Annotated in this window: 19 protein-coding genes; 8 read left to right on the forward strand and 11 right to left on the reverse strand. The window is 62.2% G+C overall.

The window, feature by feature from the left end; translation table 11 throughout:
- Positions 1 to 113 precede the first annotated feature (113 nt).
- The 6 genes from ACXYMO_RS02805 to lexA all read left to right on the forward strand — a co-directional run bounded on the left by ACXYMO_RS02805 (position 114) and on the right by lexA (position 4,985).
- On the forward strand, positions 114 to 695 hold the full coding sequence (locus tag ACXYMO_RS02805) for an anthranilate synthase component II (RefSeq protein WP_458877131.1): 582 nt from the start codon (positions 114 to 116) through the stop codon (positions 693 to 695).
- Positions 692 to 1,711 carry an anthranilate phosphoribosyltransferase gene (gene trpD, locus ACXYMO_RS02810; protein WP_458877132.1) on the forward strand — a complete coding sequence of 340 codons (1,020 nt, stop codon included), beginning with the start codon at positions 692 to 694 and terminating at the stop codon, positions 1,709 to 1,711. The genes ACXYMO_RS02805 and trpD overlap by 4 nt, the downstream gene beginning before the upstream one ends.
- A complete protein-coding gene (gene trpC / locus ACXYMO_RS02815; RefSeq protein ID WP_458877133.1) occupies positions 1,708 to 2,520 on the forward strand; it encodes an indole-3-glycerol phosphate synthase TrpC in 813 nt (270 codons plus the stop codon). Before trpD ends, trpC begins: the two co-directional genes overlap by 4 nt.
- Positions 2,520 to 2,993 carry a cyclic pyranopterin monophosphate synthase MoaC gene (moaC, locus tag ACXYMO_RS02820; protein WP_458877134.1) on the forward strand — a complete coding sequence of 158 codons (474 nt, stop codon included), beginning with the start codon at positions 2,520 to 2,522 and terminating at the stop codon, positions 2,991 to 2,993. Before trpC ends, moaC begins: the two co-directional genes overlap by 1 nt.
- Positions 2,990 to 4,162, forward strand: coding sequence for a molybdopterin molybdotransferase MoeA (locus tag ACXYMO_RS02825; protein ID WP_458877135.1), 1,173 nt, complete (start codon positions 2,990 to 2,992; stop codon positions 4,160 to 4,162). Before moaC ends, ACXYMO_RS02825 begins: the two co-directional genes overlap by 4 nt.
- Positions 4,163 to 4,289: 127 nt before the next feature.
- Entirely contained in the window at positions 4,290 to 4,985 is a 696-nt protein-coding gene (gene lexA / locus ACXYMO_RS02830; RefSeq protein WP_458877136.1) for a transcriptional repressor LexA, read from the forward strand.
- Positions 4,986 to 5,000: 15 nt separating this feature from the next.
- On the opposite strand, the gene ACXYMO_RS02835 is transcribed toward lexA, so the two are convergent.
- Complete coding sequence (locus tag ACXYMO_RS02835) at positions 5,001 to 7,043, reverse strand: ComEC/Rec2 family competence protein (protein ID WP_458877137.1); 2,043 nt, start codon at positions 7,041 to 7,043, stop codon at positions 5,001 to 5,003.
- Positions 7,044 to 7,122: 79 nt separating this feature from the next.
- Here ACXYMO_RS02835 and gltX point away from each other — a divergent pair, with 79 nt between their 5' ends.
- Positions 7,123 to 8,529 (forward strand): glutamate--tRNA ligase, encoded by a 1,407-nt coding sequence (gene gltX / locus ACXYMO_RS02840; protein WP_458877138.1) that lies wholly within the window; start codon positions 7,123 to 7,125, stop codon positions 8,527 to 8,529.
- Between the two features lie 120 nt (positions 8,530 to 8,649).
- Positions 8,650 to 9,948, forward strand: a complete 1,299-nt coding sequence (gltA, locus tag ACXYMO_RS02845) for a citrate synthase (RefSeq protein WP_458877139.1) — start codon at positions 8,650 to 8,652, stop codon at positions 9,946 to 9,948.
- Positions 9,949 to 10,076: 128 nt separating this feature from the next.
- Here the strand turns inward: gltA and ACXYMO_RS02850 are convergent, their stop codons facing one another.
- The 10 genes from ACXYMO_RS02850 to ACXYMO_RS02895 all read right to left on the reverse strand — a co-directional run bounded on the left by ACXYMO_RS02850 (position 10,077) and on the right by ACXYMO_RS02895 (position 21,593).
- Positions 10,077 to 10,853, reverse strand: a complete 777-nt coding sequence (locus tag ACXYMO_RS02850) for an enoyl-CoA hydratase-related protein (RefSeq protein WP_458877140.1) — start codon at positions 10,851 to 10,853, stop codon at positions 10,077 to 10,079.
- Positions 10,854 to 10,924: 71 nt separating this feature from the next.
- Positions 10,925 to 11,404, reverse strand: a complete 480-nt coding sequence (locus tag ACXYMO_RS02855; RefSeq protein ID WP_458877141.1) for a cytochrome c-type biogenesis protein — start codon at positions 11,402 to 11,404, stop codon at positions 10,925 to 10,927.
- A complete protein-coding gene (locus ACXYMO_RS02860) occupies positions 11,401 to 13,356 on the reverse strand; it encodes a heme lyase CcmF/NrfE family subunit (RefSeq protein ID WP_458877142.1) in 1,956 nt (651 codons plus the stop codon). Before ACXYMO_RS02860 ends, ACXYMO_RS02855 begins: the two co-directional genes overlap by 4 nt.
- Before the next feature lie 85 nt (positions 13,357 to 13,441).
- Entirely contained in the window at positions 13,442 to 14,020 is a 579-nt protein-coding gene (locus ACXYMO_RS02865) for a holin family protein (protein ID WP_458877143.1), read from the reverse strand.
- Positions 14,011 to 14,622 carry a holin-associated N-acetylmuramidase gene (locus ACXYMO_RS02870; protein WP_458877144.1) on the reverse strand — a complete coding sequence of 204 codons (612 nt, stop codon included), beginning with the start codon at positions 14,620 to 14,622 and terminating at the stop codon, positions 14,011 to 14,013. Before ACXYMO_RS02870 ends, ACXYMO_RS02865 begins: the two co-directional genes overlap by 10 nt.
- Positions 14,623 to 14,766: 144 nt before the next feature.
- On the reverse strand, positions 14,767 to 15,213 hold the full coding sequence (gene ccmE, locus ACXYMO_RS02875; RefSeq protein ID WP_458877145.1) for a cytochrome c maturation protein CcmE: 447 nt from the start codon (positions 15,211 to 15,213) through the stop codon (positions 14,767 to 14,769).
- A gap of 24 nt (positions 15,214 to 15,237) precedes the next feature.
- The gene (gene argC / locus ACXYMO_RS02880; protein ID WP_458877146.1) at positions 15,238 to 16,266 is read right to left on the reverse strand and encodes an N-acetyl-gamma-glutamyl-phosphate reductase; all 1,029 of its coding nucleotides are present in this window, start codon (positions 16,264 to 16,266) and stop codon (positions 15,238 to 15,240) included.
- A 131-nt stretch (positions 16,267 to 16,397) separates the two neighbouring features.
- The gene (gene murI / locus ACXYMO_RS02885) at positions 16,398 to 17,207 is read right to left on the reverse strand and encodes a glutamate racemase (protein WP_458877147.1); all 810 of its coding nucleotides are present in this window, start codon (positions 17,205 to 17,207) and stop codon (positions 16,398 to 16,400) included.
- A 6-nt stretch (positions 17,208 to 17,213) separates the two neighbouring features.
- The gene (locus ACXYMO_RS02890) at positions 17,214 to 18,092 is read right to left on the reverse strand and encodes a lysophospholipid acyltransferase family protein (RefSeq protein WP_458877148.1); all 879 of its coding nucleotides are present in this window, start codon (positions 18,090 to 18,092) and stop codon (positions 17,214 to 17,216) included.
- 78 nt (positions 18,093 to 18,170) lie between these two features.
- Positions 18,171 to 21,593: an indolepyruvate ferredoxin oxidoreductase family protein gene (locus ACXYMO_RS02895; protein ID WP_458877149.1), complete on the reverse strand. Its 3,423-nt coding sequence runs from the start codon at positions 21,591 to 21,593 to the stop codon at positions 18,171 to 18,173.
- Positions 21,594 to 21,745: the final 152 nt, after the last annotated feature.

Here is a 21,745-nt window from a genome sequence, read left to right on the forward strand (position 1 = left end):
CGGGTTACGGCCCAAGCGCCCTTGACGCTGCCCCGCATCCCTGAACATGTAGTCGCCGACACTATACTGCGACCGGGGCCTTCGCCTCTAGCCCATATCGACCGATATATAAAATGCTGCTGCTGATCGACAACTATGACAGTTTTACATACAACCTCGTACATTATCTAGGCGAGTTGGGTGCCGACGTTCTTGTTCGGCGCAATGACGCTCTGGATGTGCAAGAGGCCATGGCCCTGCGCCCCGAAGGCATCCTTCTTTCGCCCGGTCCCTGTGACCCGGATCAGGCCGGTATCTGCCTTGCCCTGACACAGGCCGCGGCCGAAACCGGAACACCGCTCATGGGTGTGTGCCTGGGACATCAGACCATCGGTCAGGCCTTTGGCGGCAAGGTCGTGCGCGCCAGGGAAATCGTGCATGGCAAGATGGGTCTTGTGCATCACACGGGCAAAGGCCTGTTTGCCGGACTGCCCTCGCCATTCGAGGCGACGCGCTATCATTCGCTTGTGGTTGAGCGTGAAACCCTGCCCGATTGCCTGGAAATCACCGCCGAACTTGAGGATGGGACCATCATGGGACTGCAACACCGCACGCTGCCCATGCATGGTGTTCAGTTCCATCCCGAATCCATTGCATCCGAACATGGCCATGCCCTGTTGCAGAACTTCCTCAATGAAATGAAGGTCCCGGCATGAGCGACGCGCTGAAACCGTTGATCGGGACCGCAGCCGACCGTCCCCTGTCCCGTGTCGAGGCCGAGGCCGCCTTTACCATCCTGTTCGAAGGTGAGGCCACGCCGAGCCAGATCGGCGGATTGCTGATGGCCCTGCGCACGCGCGGCGAAACGGTGGACGAATATGCCGCCGCCGCCGCCGTGATGCGCTCGAAGTGCAACGCCGTGCGCGCGCCCGAAGGCGCGATGGACATCGTCGGCACCGGCGGTGACGGCAAGGGAACGCTGAACATTTCCACTGCCACCGCCTTTGTCGTGGCGGGTGCGGGCGTAGTCGTGGCCAAGCATGGCAACCGCAACCTGTCGTCCAAATCCGGCGCGGCGGATGCGCTGACGCAGATGGGGCTCGACGTTATGGTCGGCCCGGACGTCGTTGAAAAAGCGCTGAAAGAGGTCGGGATCGGCTTTATGATGGCGCCCATGCATCACCCGGCGACGGCCCATGTCATGCCGACGCGGGCCGAACTGGGCACGCGCACGATCTTTAATATTCTCGGCCCGCTGACCAACCCCGCCGGTGTCAAACGCCAGCTGACCGGCGCCTTCAGCCGCGACCTGATCCGCCCGATGGCGGAAACGCTGGCGCAGCTCGGATCGGACCGCGCCTGGCTGGTCCATGGCTCGGACGGGACAGATGAGTTGACCATCACCGGCGTCAGCTGGGTGGCCGCATTGGAAGACGGCGCCGTGAAAGAGGTCGAACTGCACCCCGAGGATGCCGGCCTGCCGGAACATCCGTTCGAGGATATCATCGGCGGCACGCCCGAAGAAAACGCAACCGCCCTGCGGGCGCTGCTCGACGGGGCGCCCTCGGCCTATCGCGACGCGGTCCTGCTGAACGCGGCCGCCGCACTGGTCGTGGCCGAGGCTGCCGCCGATCTGCGCGAGGGCGTCGCCATGGCCGCCGAAAGCATCGACAGCGGCAAGGCCCGCGAAAAAATCACCGCTTTGGCAAAATTGACGAAAGGCACGGCATGACCGCGACCATTCTTGAAAAGATCAAGGCTTACAAGCTTGAGGAAATCGCCGCAGACAAGGCCGCCAAACCAATTCAGGCGGTTGAGGCCGAAGCGGAAGATGCCGGTCCCGTGCGCCCCTTTGCCGAGGCCCTGTCACAGGCCAGCCGTACCGGCTATGGCCTGATTGCAGAAATCAAAAAGGCCAGCCCGTCCAAGGGGTTGATCCGCCCCGATTTCGATCCTCCCGCATTGGCCCGCGCCTATGAGGACGGTGGCGCGACCTGTCTGTCGGTGCTGACCGACACGCCCAGCTTTCAAGGCGCAAAGGAATACCTGACCCAGGCGCGGGGCGCCTGTTCCCTGCCCGCGCTGCGCAAGGATTTCATGTACGACACCTATCAGGTCGCCGAAGCGCGCGCGCTGGGGGCGGACTGTATCCTGATCATCATGGCCAGCGTCAGCGACGCACAGGCGAACGAGCTTGAAGACTGCGCCATTCACTGGGGTATGGACGCCCTGATCGAAGTGCATGACGAGGCTGAACTGGACCGGGCATCCCTGCTGAAAAGCCCGCTGATCGGCATCAATAACCGCGATCTGAACACGTTCGAAACCTCGCTCGACACAACGCGCAAGTTGTCGAAACTTGTGCCTGCGGATCGCATGATCGTGTCCGAAAGCGGCTTGAACACCCCCGAGGATCTGGCCGAGATGGCGCGCTTTGGCGTGCGTAATTTTCTGATCGGGGAAAGCCTGATGCGTCAGGAGGATGTGGCCTCCGCCACCCGGACCCTGCTGGCCAACCCGCTGACCGCAGGGGGCATGTGATGTCGCTGACCCATTTCGACAGCAAGGGCGATGCCCATATGGTCGATGTCTCGGACAAAGCCGTCACGTCCCGTGTGGCCACGGCGTCTGGTTACATCAAGATGGCGCCGGAAACCTTTGATATCATTTCAGAAGGCCGCGCCAAAAAGGGCGACGTTCTGGGCGTTGCGCGCCTTGCCGGAATCATGGGGGCAAAGAAAACGCCCGATCTGATCCCGCTGTGCCACCCGCTGCCGGTGACCAAGGTTGCAGTGGATCTGACGCTGGATGCCGACTTGCCCGGCGTGCGGATCAAGGCGACGGTCAAGACCACCGGGCAGACCGGGGTCGAGATGGAAGCGCTGACCGCGGTCAGCACCGCAGCTCTGACCGTTTATGACATGACCAAGGCCGTGGACAAGGCGATGGAGATCGGGGGCATTCACGTCACGCTGAAAGATGGCGGTAAATCAGGGCGTTACGAAGCACAATGATCACCGTTTCCGACGCACGCAGGTTGCTGTTCGAACTGGTTGCGCCGCTTGAGTCCGAGATTGTGCCCCTGGCCCAGGCCCATGGCCGTATCCTGGCCCAAGAGGTTACGGCGACCCGCAACCAGCCGCCCTTTGCCGCCTCGTCCATGGATGGCTATGCGCTGAAACGGGCCGAGGTCGAACGCCACGCCATGTTTCAGGTCATTGGCGAATCCGCAGCCGGACATGGTTTTGACGGGACCCTGAAAGCGGGACAGGCCGTGCGCATTTTCACCGGCGCCCCTGTGCCCGACGGCGCCGATTTCATCGTCATTCAGGAAGATGTGGATCGCAAGGGCGATCTGATCACCATCGTCGACGATCCCGGTGACAAGGACAACATCCGCCCCGCGGGCGGGGATTTCGCAATCGGAACGCCGATGTCCGCGCCGCGCCGCCTGCGCCCGCAAGACATTGCCCTGCTCGCGTCGATGAACATTGCCGAGGTTCCGGTCACACGCAAACCGGTGATTGCGCTGATTTCGACCGGGGATGAACTGGTCATGCCCGGCGAAACGCCGGGCCCGGATCAGATCATCGCCTCCAACACATTCGGTCTGCGCGCCATGCTGGACGAATTGGGCGCCGAGGTGCGCCTGCTCCCCATCGCGCGGGATACCGAGGCCTCGTTGCGGATGGCCTTTGGGTTCGCCAAAGGCTGCGATCTAGTGGTGACCATCGGCGGCGCATCCGTTGGCGATCATGATCTGGTCGGCGCGGTGGCCCAGGACATGGGCATGGATCGCGCGTTTTACAAAATCGCCATGCGTCCGGGCAAGCCGCTGATGGCAGGGCGCATGGGCGACGCGGCGATGGTCGGCCTGCCCGGCAATCCGGTGTCGGCGATGGTGTGCGGGCATCTGTTCGTTGCCCCCATGGTGCGCGCCATGCTGGGCCTTGGGGCCACGATGCCAGCGCTGCAAAAGGCCACGCTGGCGGCTGATCTGGGCCAGAACGGTCCGCGCGAACACTATATGCGCGCCGTGATCGAGGACGGCCGCGTCACCGCCTTTGACAATCAGGACAGTTCACTTTTGACCGTGCTGTCCCAGGCCAACGCCCTGCTGGTGCGCGCGCCCCATGACCCGCCACGCGTGGCAGGTGAAACGGTCGATTACCTCCCCCTCTGAGACAGCCGCGGCCTTTGCATACATGCACTGGCATCGCGCGCATTTTGGTGAACCTTGGTAAAAGCGTTGACACAAAACGGGAACATGCATAGAACAAATGTAAACAACCTAGTCCGAGGTATGAGCAATGCTGACCAAGAAGCAATTGGATTTGCTGGAATTTATTCACAAACGGGTGCAACGTGACGGCGTTCCGCCCAGTTTCGATGAAATGAAGATCGCGCTGGACCTGCGGTCCAAGTCCGGCATTCACCGCCTGATCACCGCATTGGAAGAACGCGGGTTCATCCGCCGTCTGGCCCACCGGGCCCGCGCCATCGAAATCCTGCGCCTGCCCGACTCGCTGGGCGGCGACACAGGTGGCTTCCGACCCCGTGTGATCGATGGGGATCGCCCATCGGGGCCGCGTCCGGCCAATGCGGATCCGGTTGAAATCAATGCTGTCGAACTGCCGCTGATGGGCCGGATCGCCGCTGGCGTCCCAATCGAGGCGATCAGCCAGGTCTCCCATCAGGTGGCCGTGCCGGGCAGCATGCTGTCGTCATCCGGCGAACATTACGCGCTTGAGGTCAAGGGAGATTCGATGATCGACGCCGGGATCAACGATGGCGACGTGGTGGTGATCCGCGAAACCTCGTCCGCCGATAACGGCGATATTGTCGTGGCCCTTGTCGAAGATCACGAAGCGACGCTGAAACGGTTCCACCGCAAAGGCAACGCCATTGCGCTCGAGGCGGCCAACCCGGCCTACGAAACCCGCGTCTTCCCCGAGGACAAGGTCAAGGTTCAGGGCAAACTCGTCGGGTTGATCCGCACCTATTGATCTGTCGGCCCCGCGTCATCGGGGCCGCATGTTCCATCGGCGCTGTCCCGACTGGCTGCGCGCCGTGACAATCCCCTCTTTCCCAATCGCAAGGCTGCCAGTGCCTCTGAGGCGGTCGGGATCATAGACATCGCACCCGCCCCGCAGATCAAGCGGCACCGAGGCGATGACCAGTTGACCGGCCGTGCATTCGCCAAACTGGGCCGCGCCGCGTTTGCCGATCACATGCACCACCTCGCGGGGGCCGATCTCGATCTTGCGGACCATGGCCTTGTCGGCCTGACCCGGCCAGCGTCGCGCCGCGTGGCCCTGATCCACCCCGTCGCCATCATTTTCCAGCCAGTTTGTTGCGATGAACCCCGCCCCGCGCGGTTTGCTCAGCGCACGGCCCTTGTCGGTCATCACCCCGACCAACCCGCCCGTGTCGGCCACCAGAACAGCGGGGCGTTCGGCCCCGCCCCAGAGGACAAAGGCCAAAACGGCCGGGGCCAACCCGGCCAGACGCGCCCGGCCCTGCCACAGAATCAACCACAACATTCCCAGCGCGAACATCGGCAACACCCATGGGCCCGGGCTGGCCACAAAGCCCTGCGCCCCGTCAAGGCCCGCTACCCAATGCGCCACGCCCAGGATCCAGCGCAGCCCCAATCCCATCAGATAAAGCCCGATGAATTCCAGCCCCAACGGGGCGAGACACAGCGCCAGAACCGCCGCCGGCACCACCAGCACCCCCATCAGCGGCACCGACACCAGGTTGGCCACAAGACCGTAATGCGACAGGCTGTTGAAATGCGCCGCGCCCACCGGCCCGGTTGCCGCCCCGGCCACGGCCGATGAAATGACGACGCCCAACACCGGCCGCATCCAGCCCGGCGCCTCCGGCAGGTCAGAATCGCGCATCCACCCAAACACCGCAACCAGCGCGGTCGTGGCCGCAAAGGACATCTGGAATCCGGGGCCCAAAAGGGCTTCGGGACGCATCGCCAGAACGATCAGGGCCGCCAGTGCAACGGCCCGAAGGGAAAAGGCGCGCCGGTCTACCAGAACCGCGCATAAAACGACCGAGACCATGACAAAGGCGCGTTCGGTCGCGACATTCCCGCCCGACAGGGCCAGATACCCCGCCGCCGCGATCAGCGCTCCGACGGCCGCTATCTTTTTCACAGGCGCGCGCAGGGCGATGGACGGCACCAGGGCCATGGCGATGCGCAACGCGGCAAAGACGAATCCCGCCAGCAAGCCCATGTGCAACCCGGAGATGGCCAACAAATGCGCCAGGTTGCTGGCGCGCAATGCCGCGAGGGTCGCCTGACCCACGCCGCTGCGGTCTCCGGTGGATACGGCTGCGGCGAACCCGCCGACATCACCAGGGATCAAGGTGCGGATATGGGTCGAAACCGCCATCCGCAGGGCAAAGGTGCGCAGGCCCGCCTGCCCTTCTTCGGCGGGGGTGACGGTCAGAACCGGGCTGCGCGTATATCCGACCGCGCCCAGCCCCTGAAACCAGGCGTGTCTGCGAAAATCGAACCCGTTGGGTTCAACCGGGCCCTGTGGCGGGGCAAGGTGCCCCGTTGTCATGATACGCTGTCCGGGGCGTAATACGACCGCTGCCCCGTGCAGGGAAATGCGCACCCGGTCTGGACGCTCCTTTGGCGCCATCCGGTCAAGAAAAACCTGCGCCAGCGTGACCCGGACCGCGTCCGAGGCGGACCGGTCCAGCGCCACGACCCGCCCTTCGATCGGGCCGTAATACCGCCACTCCAGTACAGGGGCGGCGACATATGCGGCGCGCGCACCGGCAAGGCAAAACCCGGATGCCGCCAGCGCCACCGCCCAGCCAAACGCGGACCAGCCGCCCGGCCAGCGCAGCGCCAATGCGGCCGCTGCAATGCCAATGCCGGCGAGCAGGCCATAGACGGTCCACCCCGGTTCTTCCATCAAGGCAAAATAGATGCCGATCCCGATCGCCAGGAACACCGGCGCCCAAGGGAACAGGTGGCCCCGCTGCGCCAGCAACGCGGTCTCGCCCCGTGTCATGACCCGCACCACCGCGCGCATGCTTGCCCCCTGCCGTTCGGCTCGTTAGACAGGCGCAAACCCTAGTTCCGTCACGGTTACCAAAAGGTAAATTCCCTTCATGTCCGACCCGGTCGTCACCCGTTTCGCCCCTTCGCCAACCGGCTATCTGCATATCGGTGGTGCGCGCACCGCCCTGTTCAACTGGCTCTATGCCCGTGGTCGCGGCGGCAAGTTCCTGCTGCGGATCGAAGATACCGACCGCGCCCGCTCGACCCCCGAGGCGACGGCGGCGATCCTGCAAGGAATGTCCTGGCTTGGGCTGGACCATGACGGCGATGTGATCAGCCAGTTCGAAGGCGCCCCGCGCCATGCCGAGGTTGCGCATCAGCTTCTGGCCGAGGGAAAGGCCTATAAATGCTTTTCGACACAGGAAGAGATCGCCGCGTTCCGCGACGCCGCCCGCGCCGAGGGGCGCAGCACCCTGTTCCGCTCACCCTGGCGCGACGCGGATCCTGACACCCATCCGGATGTCCCGTTTGTTATCCGCATCAAGGCCCCGCAGGAGGGCAGCACCGTGATCCGCGATCAGGTGCAGGGCGATGTCACGATCCGCAACGACCAGTTGGACGACATGGTCCTGCTGCGCGGCGACGGAACCCCGGTTTATATGCTGGCCGTTGTGGTGGACGATCACGATATGGGTGTGACCCATGTGATCCGGGGCGATGACCACCTGAACAACGCCGCCCGCCAGATGATGATTTACGAGGCGATGGGATGGCCCGTGCCGGTCTGGGCGCATATCCCGCTGATCCACGGCCCCGATGGCAAGAAACTGTCCAAACGCCACGGCGCCCTGGGCGCACAGGAATATCAGGCGATGGGATATCCCGCCGCGGGCATGCGCAACTACCTGGCGCGGCTTGGCTGGAGCCACGGGGATGACGAATTTTTCACCGATGAACAGGCCCGCGCGTGGTTCGATCTGGATGGAATCGGCAAAAGCCCGGCCCGGTTCGACCTAAAAAAGCTGGAAAACCTCTGCGGACAGCATATCGCGATCACGGATGATGCCGCATTGCGGCGCGAAATCGTTGCCTATCTTGCCGCGGCGGGCCAGCCTGCGCTTACGGAGACACAGGAAAATGATCTTGAACGGGCAATGTATTGTCTGAAAGATCGCGCCAAGACATTCCCGGAAATCATTGAAAAGGCTCATTTTGTCCTGACCTCACGCCCGGTTGAGCGGGATGAGAAGGCCAACAAGGCGCTGGAAACTGTATCCAATGGTATACTGTCTGAATTGACGCCGCACTTGCAAAGTGCTAGCTGGACGCGTGACGATTTGGAGGCGTCCCTGAACGCCTTTGCCGAGGCACAGGGAACAAAGTTTGGCAAGCTCGCCGGCCCGCTTCGGGCAGCCCTTGCCGGGCGCATGGTAACGCCTTCGGTTTTTGACATGATGCTCATTCTGGGTCGCGACGAAGTGCTTGCCCGCCTGAGCGACGCGACCAGCGCGACCTGACGTTCATATTCGGGTAACGCGGCACCGATACCACCTGTGCTGTGTGATAAACACGCAGCCAGGGTCAGAGCGAGACAGGGAACGCCTGCCCTCGCCCGTACGCAAGAAAGAGGGACATAAATGACCGAATCGACCAAGTCAGCCACGCTAAGCGTGAACGGCAAATCCTATGAACTGCCGATCTTTTCGCCAACGGCTGGTCCCGATGTTGTGGACATCCGCAAGCTCTATGCCCAGGCAGGCGTCTTCACCTACGACCCCGGCTTTACCTCGACGGCAAGCTGTGACAGCACCATCACCTTCATCGACGGCAACAAGGGCGAGTTGCTGCATCGTGGCTATCCGATCGATCAGCTGGCCGAAAAATCGCACTATCTCGAGGTCTGCTATCTGCTGATGAATGGCGAATTGCCCACCGCCGCCCAGCTGGAAGATTTCGAAACACGCATCACGCGCCACACGATGGTGCACGAACAGATGCACAATTTCTTCCGCGGGTTCCGCCGCGATGCGCACCCAATGGCCACCATGGTGGGCGTTGTTGGCGCGATGTCGGCGTTTTATCACGACAGTACCGATGTCAGCGACCCCTGGCAGCGCGAAGTCGCCGCGATGCGCCTGATTGCCAAGGTTCCGACCATCGCCGCGATGGCGTATAAATACTCGATTGGTCAGCCGTTTGTGTATCCGCGCAACGATCTGGATTATGCGGCCAACTTCCTGCACATGTGTTTCTCGGTTCCGGCCGAGGAATATGTCGTGGACCCGATCCTGGCCCGCGCGATGGATCGCATCTTTACGCTGCATGCGGATCACGAACAGAACGCGTCGACTTCGACCGTGCGTCTGGCGTCGTCTTCGGGGGCGAACCCTTTTGCCTGTATCGCGGCTGGTATCGCCTGTCTCTGGGGGCCGGCCCACGGTGGCGCCAACCAGGCCTGCCTTGAAATGCTGCAGGAAATCGGCACGCCCGACCGCATCCCCGAATACATCGCCCGCGCCAAGGACAAGGACGATCCGTTCCGCCTGATGGGCTTTGGTCACCGGGTTTATAAAAACTTCGACCCGCGCGCAAAGGTCATGAAGCAATCGGCTGACGAGGTTCTCGACCTGCTGGGCGTTGACGACAACCCCACCCTGCAGGTTGCCAAGGAACTGGAAGCCGCCGCATTGGCCGATCCGTATTTCGCCGACAAGAAACTGTTCCCGAATGTCGACTTCTACTCGGGCATCATTCTTGAGGCGATGGGTTTCCCCACCTCGATGTTCACCCCGATCTTCGCGCTGTCGCGCACCGTGGGGTGGGTCTCGCAGTGGAAGGAAATGATTGCCGATCCACAGAACAAGATTGGACGCCCGCGCCAGCTCTACCTCGGGGAAACCGAGCGAGATTACGTGGATATCGAAAACCGCAGTTAGATCGCGCGGCGAACGACCAAATAAAGAAACGCCCCGAGCCTAGCTTTGGGGCGTTTCTTATTCGGACACCGATTTTTCTGGCGAAGGTCCCGATCGACAGACGGTCCGTGACACCGCCCCACAGGGGCTCAACGGCCTTCAAAGACCGCTGGACGTTTTTCCATGAAAGCAACAACGCCTTCCTGAAAATCACGTGACGCGCCACACTTGCCCTGCAATTGCGCCTCGGTCGAAAGCTGGTCCTCGAGGGAGTTTTCAAAACTGCCGCGGATGGCCTGCTTGACGGCGGCATAGGCTTGGGTTGGCCCCTTGGCCAGCTGGTCGGCGCGGGCCCGCCAATGGGCGTCAAAGGCTTCGTCTGCCACCGCTTCCCAGATCATGCCCCAATCGTCGGCCTGACGGGCGCTGATCTTGTCGGCGAACAGGGCCGCGCCCATCGCCTTGGCCATGCCCATCTGACGCGGCATGAACCATGTGCCGCCCGCATCCGGGATCAACCCGATCCGCGTAAAGGCCTGCAGGAAATAGGCACTTTCGGCTGCAATCACCACGTCCGCAGACAGGGCAAGGTTCGCCCCCGCGCCGGCCGCGGGCCCGTTCACGGCCGCAATGGTCGGCACTGGGCAGTCATAGATCGCTTCCAGCATCGGCGCGTATTCGTCGCGCAGCGTACGCTCCAAATCCATCTTGGTGGCATCGCCCGTATCGCCCAGATCCTGCCCGGTGCAAAAGGCACGCCCCGCGCCGGTCATAACAATCACCCGGGCTGATTGCGCCGCGTCGCGCATGGCAAAGGCAACCTCGGCCCGCATCTGCGCCGTGAGGGAGTTCATCTTGTCCGGACGATTCAGCGTCAGAACGGCCACGCCATCCGTGATATCCAATGTGATTGTTTGATAGTCCATGTTGCGGCCTCCCGGTATGTATCAGGCGCAACCTGACGCAACCCGACGCAGGAGGGAAGAGAAACTGCGCGTCAATCCTTGAGAATCTGGCGCAGTCGTTCCTGCTCATCCGTGTTCAGTCCGGACTCGGGGCTGTTCGGCGCGCTTGCGCGGCCCCGCAGGTAAATCACCCCCACGCCTGCCGCCAGCAACAGCATCAACGGACCCGCCGCCCACAACAGCCAGTTGGCCCCGGTGGTCGTTGGACGCAGCAGAACGTATTCGCCATAGCGATCGACGATGAACGCAATCACCTCGGCGTCGGTGTCACCGGCGACCAGGCGTTCGCGCAGCAACAGGCGCAGATCGCGCGCCAGTTCAGCATTGCTTTCATCGATGCTTTCGTTGCGGCAGACCAGACAGCGCAGCTCTTTGCTCAGCTCCCGGGCCCGCGCCTCAAGCGCCGGATCCGAAAGCACTTCGTCAGGCTGTACCGCCGCCAGCGGCGCGGCCATCCCGGCCATCAGCACAGCAACCAGCGCCGCCCGCAACAAGGTCACAAGCCGGATCATTCTGCCGGGACCGGTTGCGCTTGATTGCGTGCGCCAGCGGCCACCCGGAACCGCCGGTCGCTCAGCGACAGACCACCGCCAAATGCCATCATCAGACACCCGGCCCAGATCCAGCCGGCCAGCGGCTTGATATAGGTACGCACGACCCAGCCGCCATTGTCCTGTTGATCCCCCAGCACCACGTAGACGTCGCGCAGGAACCGGTAATCGATGGCCGCCTCGGTGGTCGGCATGCGCGCCACCGGATACAGCCGTTTTTCCGGGTTCAGTTCGGCAATCGGGCTGCCGTTCTTGCTAAGGGTCACATCGCCCGTGGTCACAAAGTAATTCGGCCCCTTGCCCTCGGTGACATCGTTCAGTGTCAGGGTAAAGGCGCCGACCTCGAAACGTTCCCCGATCTGGGCGACGCGCGTATCTTCCATCTCCCACGCGGTCAGGCCCGCAATGGCGAACATGGTCACCCCCAGACCCGAATGGGCAAAGGCGCGGCCCCAGTCAGCCCGCGGCAGGCGCCGCAGACGGGCCGGTGTCCGCCCGGCACGAACCCACAGGTCCACCATGGCCCCGAATACGATCCAGGACCCAAGGAACAGGCCCGCGGGCCCCAGCGCACTGCGCCCGGTCTGCATGGCCCAAGCCAGCAGCCCCAGCGCCACGGCCAAGCCAAAGGCATAACGCAGCGACCACGCCGCCCGGCCAAGCCGCGCGCGTTTCCACGGCAGCAAGACGCCCAACGGCAGAATGATCCCCAACAGCACCATGAACGGCGTGAAGGCCATGTTGAAAAAGGGCGGCCCGACGCTCAGCTTGCGCTCGAACAGCATCTCCGCCACCAGCGGCCACATGGTTCCGACGAAGACCACAAAACTACTGACGGCCAAAAGGACGTTGTTCGCCAGCAGCGCGCTTTCGCGGCTGATCATGCTGAAGACGCCCCGTGCCTGCATTGCGCTGGCGCGCAGCGAAAACAGGATCAGCGCCCCGCCGGTGAAAAACGCCAGAATGAACAGGATGAACCTGCCGCGTTCAGGATCATTGGCAAAGGCATGTACGCTGGTCAAAAGGCCCGACCGCACGATGAACGTACCGGTCAGCGAAAACCCAAAGGCAAGGATGGCCAAAAGGATCGTCCAGCTTTTCAGCGACTCGCGCTTTTCGACGACAATGGCGGAATGCAGCAAGGCCGCCGCCAGCAACCAGGGCATGAAACTGGCATTTTCGACCGGATCCCAGAACCAGAAGCCGCCCCAGCCCAGTTCATAATAGGCCCACCAGCTTCCCAGCCCGATGCCGATTGTCAGGAAAATCCACGCCGCCAGCGTCCAGGGTCGCACCCAGCGCCCCCAGGCGGCATCGATCCGCCCCTCGATCAGCGCCGCGACAGCAAAGGAAAACGCCATGCTCAGCCCGACATATCCCAAGTACAGGAACGGCGGGTGAAATGCCAAACCGGGGTCCTGCAACAGCGGGTTCAGATCCTGCCCGTCAAAGGGCGGCACCGCAAGGCGGAGGAACGGGTTCGACGTGAACAGGATGAAGGCGAAAAACGCCACTGCAATCGCGGCCTGCACCGACAGGACACGCGCGCGCAAACCCGGCGGCAACCCGCCCCCGAACCAGGCGGCCATGGCACCGAACAGCGTGACGATAAGCACCCAGAGCAGCATCGAGCCTTCGTGGTTCCCCCAGGTTCCGCTGATCTTGTAGAGCAACGGCTTGGCCGAATGGCTGTTGTCGACCACCAGCTTGAGCGAGAAATCCGAGGTAATGAACGCATGCATCAAGGCCGCGAAGGAAAATGCCGTCATCAGGAACTGCATGTTCGCAGCAGGTTCGGCCACAGCCATCCAGCCCGGCCAGCGTTTCTGGGCGCCCACCATCGGCACGACCATCTGCACGATGGCGATCAAAAAGGCGAGAATAAGGGCGAAGTGACCGAGTTCTGTAATCATGCCCCACTATATGACAAACCTCTCCGCCGGAGCCAACGGATTTCACCACCCCTGCCTGTTCACATTGTCGCGCCTTGGCCTGATGTCAGGCCCGCCGCAGCGCCTTCCAATCCTCAAGCGCAGGGTTGGGTTCGGGCGTCACCGCGGCAACGGACAGGCGCGCATCGGCGCCCGTGTCAGCCCCCCCTATCCTCTCGCCCCGCAAGGCGTCGATGGTCGTGATATTCTCCATGACCTCAGGCACCCGCGCCATCGTCACGGCTATATCACGTTGAAAATCCTGCGCCTTGGTCTGATGCCGCGCCCCGAAATAAAAGGACACAATGACCCCCAGCAACCACCAGAGGGGTTCCGGAACCAGCGCGATCCCCTGCATCCGGGCCGCAAACCACAGCGGATCCACCATGGCCGCAACGAACAACCCCATCGTCCCCAGCGCCAGCGCCGGGCGTGGCAACCTGTTGACCCCGTCCATGAACCGATCAAACCCGCCTCGGCGCGGCACCGCGAATTCGGCCCCGAACTGGCTCATCGACTGGGCCTGAACCGTGGCCCCGCGCGCCGCGCCCGCCTCGGCATTCTCGATGAACACTTCGGCCGTTTCCCGCACCACGTTGCGCCCGTTGCCAAAGATCAACCCGAACAGCCCGTCGATTACCCCCATGCCGCAACCCTCCGCTGAAATTCAGCCGCACTCATATGATACCGGGGCGACATGAAATCTTCGGCCCGCCGTATCCATCCGCCCTTGGTGCCCTTGCGGGTCCGGGCGTATTTGCGGCTGGCCGGGCGCCCATCCGCAAGGCGGAAATAATAGTTGCGCCGCGCCACACCATAGGCATCCCGCAGCGCCATGACATCAGGCGCCGCCGCTTCCCGCGCGGCGCTCAAAGTCTGCATTCCGATCGCCCCGTCCACGGCCACCGCATATCCCATTTCACGCAGCAAACGCTGCAGGATCTTCACCGCGTTGGCGCCGGCATTTACGTACATGTCAAACAGGCTGGGCTGCAGCGCCCCCGGCACTTCCGCTATACGTGGGCGCTGAAAATAATGGGTGATGAAAATATCCACCGCCTGCGCCCGGCTCAACGCGCGCACATCCGCCGCACTCACCGCGCCATCCCCTGTCAGATCCAGCTTCAATCGCCGCATGGTGTGAATGGTGACGCCATATTTCGTCGCCCCTCCCGGATCGTCGGGATCATTCACATATCCACCTTCTCGGGCCACGATCTCTTCAGCAATCTCGCGCACGCTTTGCATCCCGGATCTCCATGTTGAACCATCAACAGGCTGTCAAAACCGGGTTAACACCGCTCAACTGATGCGCGCGCTCCCCGCAAGGGCGCGCCCATCCTCTTCATCTTGCCAGAAAAACTCCCGCCGGAGGCACGCCCGAAAGGGCGTTCAACCTTCTCCGGGTTCCTTGTAAACGCCCTGATCCTTCAGCGCATCCACCACTTCGGCAGGCATATAGTTCTCGTCATGCTTGGCCAGAATTTCCGAGGCCTCGAACACGCCGTTCACGAAAACGCCCGTGCCGATCATGCCTTGGTTTTCCGCAAAAAGATCCGGCAGCACACCGGCAAAAACCACAGGGACCGTCGCACCGCCATCGGTCACGCGAAACCGGACCGCCCGACCCTGCCCGCGCTCGATACTGCCCTCTTCGACCAGACCTCCCAGCCGGAAAACCTCGCCCGGCGCGGGCGGCTCGGCCATCACCTGGCTGGGTGCGCGAAAGAAATTGATCCCATCGCGCATGGCATAGCCGATCAACCCGGTACTCACCACCAATGCGACGACGGCCACTAAAATCACCTGAATACGACGTTGTTTCTTTAGGTTTTTCATCGTGTCCTCACCGGATTTCCAGCCTCAGGGAAACAGCGGCGCCATCATCAGACCCGCTGTTTCCTCTTCACCTAACATCAGGTTGGCGTTTTGCAACGCCTGCCCGCTGCTACCTTTTGTCAGGTTATCCAGCGCCGCGATCACGATGCTGCGGCCCTCGATCCTGTCACCGGCGACGCCGATATGACAGAAATTCGAGCCGCGCACGTGGTGGGTGCTGGGCGCCTCGCCAAAGGGCAACACCTGGATGAACGGTTCGCTCTCATAGGCCGCGTTGAACGTGTCCCAGATGGTCCTGGCATCGCCGCGCACATAGACGGTCGCCAGAATGCCCCGGTTCGCCGGGATCAGGTGCGGCGTGAACTGCACCTTTACGGGCCGCCCGGCAAGGGCGCTGAATTCCTGATCGAATTCGCCCAGATGCCGGTGCGTGCCACCAATGGCATAGGCGTTATAGCCTTCGCTCAGCTCTGCATGCAGCAGGTTTTCCTTCAGCGACCGGCCTGCGCCCGAGACGGCGCATTTCAGGTCCAGAATGATCTCATCCAAATCGATCACCCCGGCCGCAATCAGCGGACGCAGGGCAAACTGCCCCGTGGCCGCGTTGCATCCGGTTCCCGCCACCAGCCGTGCGGCGCGGATCTCGTCGCGGTAAAACTCGCTCAGCCCGTAGACCGCCTCACCCTGCTGCTCCAGCGCGGCATGGGGGTTTCCGTACCATTTTTCATACTCCGCCGGTTCCCTCAGGCGGAAATCAGCGCTCAGATCGACGATTTTCAGCGTCCTGGGCAGATCGCGGATCACTTCCTGGCTGGTCTTGTGCGGCAAGGCGCAAAAACACAAATCCACCCCGGAAAACTCAATTTCGTCGATCTTGCACAGGGTCGGCAGGGTCAGGTGACGCAGGTGAGGGAACACGTCGGCCATGCTCATCCCGGCCTTGCGCTCCCCCGACAGGGCGACGATCTCCATATTCGGGTGTCCCGCGATCAGCCGGACCAGTTCGGCGCCGGTATATCCGCTGGCGCCCAGAATTGCGATTTTATGGGTCATATCAGACCTCTTTCCCGTGTTCTTGATGTAAGTATCAGCGCGAATTTTTCTGTCCCGCCCGGGACCTTCCGCGCATCTTTTCAGGATTTCGTCGCGCCATGCAATGGGGATTGCACAGGTATGTTGCGGCCTCAGGCGGCGGTAAACGTCACTTGTCGTCGCAAGAACTGCGTTGCCCGGTCGCTGACCCGCTTGGGGTTGCCCGTGGTCAGATAGCCAGGCGCACCCGTGCCCAGCATGTCGGGGTGTCGCTCCAGGTAATCGGCAAGGCTCTCAGCCACCAGATTGGCCTGGCTGAACACTTTCACGTCCTCGCCCAGGGCGGCCTGAAATTCCTTTTCCATCAGCGGATAGTGGGTGCAGCCCAAAATCGCGGCCTCGGGATGGGGCATCTTGCGTTTCAGCGCATCCACATGGCTGCGCACCAGCGCCTCTGCCAGGATCATGTCGCCATCCTCGATCGCATCCACCACGCCGCCGCAGGCCTGTGCTTCGACATCCACGCCAATGGCGCGAAAGGCAAGCTCGCGCTGAAATGCGCGGCTTGCCACGGTGGCAGGCGTCGCAAACAGGGCCACGTGTTTGATGCCTACTTCGCGGGGCGGCGAATTATCGCCCCACTGGCGTTCGGTCAGCGCCTCGATCAACGGGACGAACACGCCCAGAACGCGCTTGCCCTTGGGCAGCCCCTCTTCCTGCATACGCCGCAGGGCCGCAGCACTTGCGGTGTTACAGGCCAGGATCACCAGATCGCACCCCGCCTCCCACAACCGCTCGACCGCGCGCATGGTCAGTTGATACACGTCATCGGCATCCCGCACCCCATAGGGCGCATGGGCGTTGTCACCGAAATACACGAAATCCACGTCCGGCAGACGTTTCTGCACGGCATCCAGGACGGTCAGACCGCCCAGTCCGGAATCAAAAATACCTATGGCCATAGTGTCTCAGGCGCGATGCCGTTCCTCGAATTCAAAGCCGATCTCGTCGGCCCGCAAAGGTGATGGAGAAAGCTCATACGTCGCTTTGCGCAGGAAATCCATCATCGCTTTGGAGTCTGCGCCCATTTCGGTCAAAACGTCACGCTGAATGGGAGTGCCGATCACCACTTCCACCGGCGTATCCACCCGTTTGCGAAATTCCTGGATCAGCAGGCCCACCCGCAACGTGCTGTGCAAATGGCTGGCAATCTGAAACAGGCGCGATGTGTGTCCGTCAAAGAAAACCGGAACTACAACCGCATCGGACTTGGCAATCATGCGCGCCGTGAACGCCCGCCACCCGGGGTCCATCGGGTGCGAAAAGGGTTTTGCGCCGGTGCTGACCGTGCCACCCGGGAACACACCGATCGCGCCGCCCTGCCCCAAATACCTCAGCGCGTCCTTGCGCGTCTGGACATTTTGCGCCACGGCCTCTTTCGTGTCATCAAAAGAAATTGGCAGGATCGCTTGGTTCAGATCGTCCGCCTTGCGAAACACCCGGTGCGCCAGAATGCGAAAATCACCGCGCGTCCGGGCCAGGATATGGCCCATCATCAGCCCATCCAGAATGCCATAAGGATGGTTCGCAATCAGGATCAGCGGTCCGTTGGCCGGAATATTCGCAAGCGATCCGCCCGTGACGTTCAGGGACAGCCCGTACCGGTCCACCATGACCGACCAGAAATCGCGCCCCGCGGCAAGATCCTGTTCATACCCGTCCGCGCGCCGGATCAGGCGCAGACGACCGGTTGAATTTTCCAGCAGCCGGATCACTGCCCGCCCACTCCGCGACCGGGCGGAATGGGCATAGCTGATCTCGCGCGCGATATGGCGTCTGGTAGGCATGGCGTTCTCCATCCTGCAGCCGCAAAATAGGCATGCAAAAGACCTTTGCCCAGCCTGCATGACATTGTCGTGACGGTCTTATTGCGCTGCGCGCGCCACCCCGTCGCCGCCCTGCCGGATCGCGGCCAGCAACTCTTCGCGCCTCTTGGCGGCCTTGGCCTCGTTGGCCTGTTTCACCGGTCCAAAGCCGCGAATATCAAGCGGCAATGCCGCCAGGGCCACAATCGCGTCCATCGTGTCAGGCGTGGCCTTGGGCAAAACCTCTTTCATGTCGGCCTCGTACTGAGCGATCAGCGCGCGCTCCATCTTGCGTTCGGCACTGTATCCGAACGGGTCCAGCGCCGTTCCGCGCAGTCCTTTCAAAGAACTCAAAACCCGAAGCGGCGTTGCCATCCACGGCCCAAAGGCGCGTTTCTTTGGGCGCCCATCCGGCCCCTTGCCGCCCAGAATGGGCGGGGCCAGATGGAACGTCATGCGGAAATCGCCGTCAAATTCGGCCGCGGCCTTTTCCTGACTAGTCAGCAACAGGCGGGCGACTTCGTATTCATCCTTATAGGACAACAGCTTGTGATATCCCTTGGCGACCGCCTCCTTCAGGCGCGGATCGCTGACCTGATCGACGATCGCGCGATAGCGTTTGGCCAGTCCTGCGCCTTGGTAGGCCACCAGATGGTCGGCGCGATAGGCGATCTTGTCCTCTGGTGTCTTGGGCAGTTCGACCACTTTGGGCTGCAGCAACGCCGCCGCCTCCTCGGGGTGCAGTACGGCCCAGCGTCCGATCTCGAACGCGCGCAGGTTTCGTTCCACCGCCGCCCCGTTCAGATCGATGGCCTGCGTGATCGCCTCATGGCTCAGCGGGATCAACCCACGCTGCCAGGCGCCGCCAAACACCATCATGTTCGAGAAAATGGAGTCGCCCAGCGTCGCCTTGGCCAAATCCGAGGCATCAAACAGATCGACCTTGTCTTGCAACCGCGCCTCAAGCGCCAGTTCCAGCCGGTCGGAGGGCAGCGAAAATTCAGTGTCGCGGGTGAAATCGCCGGTGATGATCTCATGACTGTTGACCACCGCGCCGGTCTGACCGGTGCGGGTCAGGCCCAGTGTCTTGGCCCCGGCCGAAACCACCAAATCCCCTCCAATCAGCGCATGCGCCTCGCCGGTGGCGACGCGAATTGCGCTGATGTCCTCGGGGCGTTCCGCCAGTCGGCAGTGGATGTGGACCGCGCCGCCCTTTTGCGCCAGTCCCGCCATTTCCATCATGCCTGCGCCCTTGCCGTCGATCTGAGCGGCCTGCGCCAGCACGGCCCCGATGGTCACCACGCCCGTTCCACCCACGCCGGTGATCACTACGTTATGGGTGCCGTCGATCTTAGGCAATTCGGGCTGCGGCAAGTCCGGCAGGTGCAGGTCGGTCGTCGCTTCCTTGCGGATGGTTGCGCCTTCCAATGTCACGAAAGACGGGCAAAAGCCCTTGAGACAGGAAAAATCCTTGTTGCACGAGGATTGATCGATCGCGCGTTTCCGGCCCAGTTCGGTTTCCTTGGGCACGATCGAAACACAGTTCGATTGCACCCCGCAATCGCCACAGCCCTCGCAAATGTCGGTGTTGATGAACACACGCTTGTCGATATCCGGGAAGGTGCCCCGCTTGCGGCGGCGGCGCTTTTCGGCGGCGCAGGTCTGAATATAAACAATGGCCGATACGCCGGGCACCTTGGTAAATGCCTTTTGCACGGTCATCAGCTCGGCGCGCTCATGTTTGGGCACGTCGGCGGGAAACGCGGCAAAATCGACGTCTTCCTTTTCGTCATAAACAACGGCCAGGTTCTTGATTCCCATCGCCTTGAGTTCGGCCACGATGCGCGGGGCGTCCAGATCCCCTTCGTTGTGCTGGCCACCGGTCATGGCCACGGCATCGTTGTACAGGATCTTGTAAGTGATGTTGGTCTTGGCGGCCACGGCGGCGCGGATCGCCTGAATGCCCGAATGGTTATAGGTCCCGTCGCCAAGATTCTGGAACACATGCGGGGTTTTCGAAAACGGCGCCTCGCCGATCCAGTTGGCCCCTTCGCCCCCCATGTGCGTATAGCCCAGAGTGTCGCGGTCCATCCATTGCGCCATGAAATGGCACCCGATCCCGGCATAGGCCCGGCTGCCTTCGGGCACCTTGGTGCTGGTGTTATGCGGGCATCCCGAACAGAAATACGGCAGGCGCGATGCGATCTCTTCGGCGTTGTCGTTTCGGCGTGCATCGCTCAGCGCCTGAAGGCTTATGCGAATTCCGTCGGTCTCGCGCCCCTCCTCGATCAGGATACCGCCCAATTTTTCGGCAATCATGATCGGGTCCAGCGCCCAACGGCTTGGGAACAGTTCGGGGCCATGCATCGACCCCGCACCGCCCCCCTTGTGCCAGCCCCAGACGCGCCGCCCCTGACGGTCGTCAAAGATCGCCTCCTTGATCTGCACCTCGATCAGCTTGCGCTTTTCTTCGACAACCACGATCAGGTCCAGGTCCTCGGCCCAGTCATGGAATCCCTTCATGTCCAGCGGGAACACCTGCCCCACCTTATACGTGGTTATTCCCAGCCGCTCGGCCTCGGCCTCGTCGATGTTCAGCAGGGACAGCGCATGCACCAGATCCAGCCAGTTCTTGCCCGCCGCGACAAACCCGATTTTGGCGCCAGGCTTGCCCCAGACCCTTTTGTCGATCTTGTTGGCATGCGCGAACGCTTCGGCAGCAAAGCGTTTGTAATCGATCAGCCGCGCCTCTTGTGGGACACGGTCATCCACCAGACGGATATTAAGCCCGCCCTCGGGCATGTCGAACGGCGGTTCGATCAGCTTCATCCGGTGCGGATCACCGTCAACGACCGATGTCGCCTCGACCGTGTCCTTCATCGTCTTCAAACCGACCCACAGACCGGAAAACCGTGACAGGGCAACACCATAGATGCCATAGTCCAGAATTTCCTGAACCCCCGCCGGGCTGACGATGGGCATATAGGCGTCCATCAGCGCCCATTCCGACTGGTGCAACGTGGTGCTCGATTCTCCGGTATGATCGTCGCCCATGGCCATGATCACGCCCCCCAGCGGACTGGTGCCCGCCATGTTGGCATGACGCACCACATCGCCGGACCGGTCGACGCCCGGGCCTTTGCCGTACCACAGGCCGAACACGCCGTCGTATTTGCCTTCGCCCCGCAACTCGGCCTGCTGCGCGCCCCACAGGGCGGTTGCGGCCAGATCCTCGTTCAACCCCAATTGAAAGGTCACATCATGTTCGGCCAGTTGCTTGGCGGCGCGGGTCATCTGCATGTCCACCGCCCCCAGGGGCGATCCACGATACCCGGTCACCAGCCCGGCGGTATTGAACCCGGCGGCGCGGTCCCGTTCCTTTTGCATCAGAACCAGCCGGACCAGCGCCTGGGTTCCGTTCAAAAGGACCGGGCTTTTGCTTAGGTCGAATCGATCATTCAGCGAAATTTTCTGAGTGCTCATCTGGCGCCTCCCAACGACGGACAAAGTACACGTGTTTGCCTATGTTAGGTCACAATGTCTGACCTGTATAGGAAAAAGGTAGCAACGAACTTGCATACAAGTCGTGCATAACCGGGGCTCATTCCATATATATAGGCAAAATTGTGACTTAA

This window comes from Arenibacterium sp. CAU 1754, from assembly GCF_054482635.1.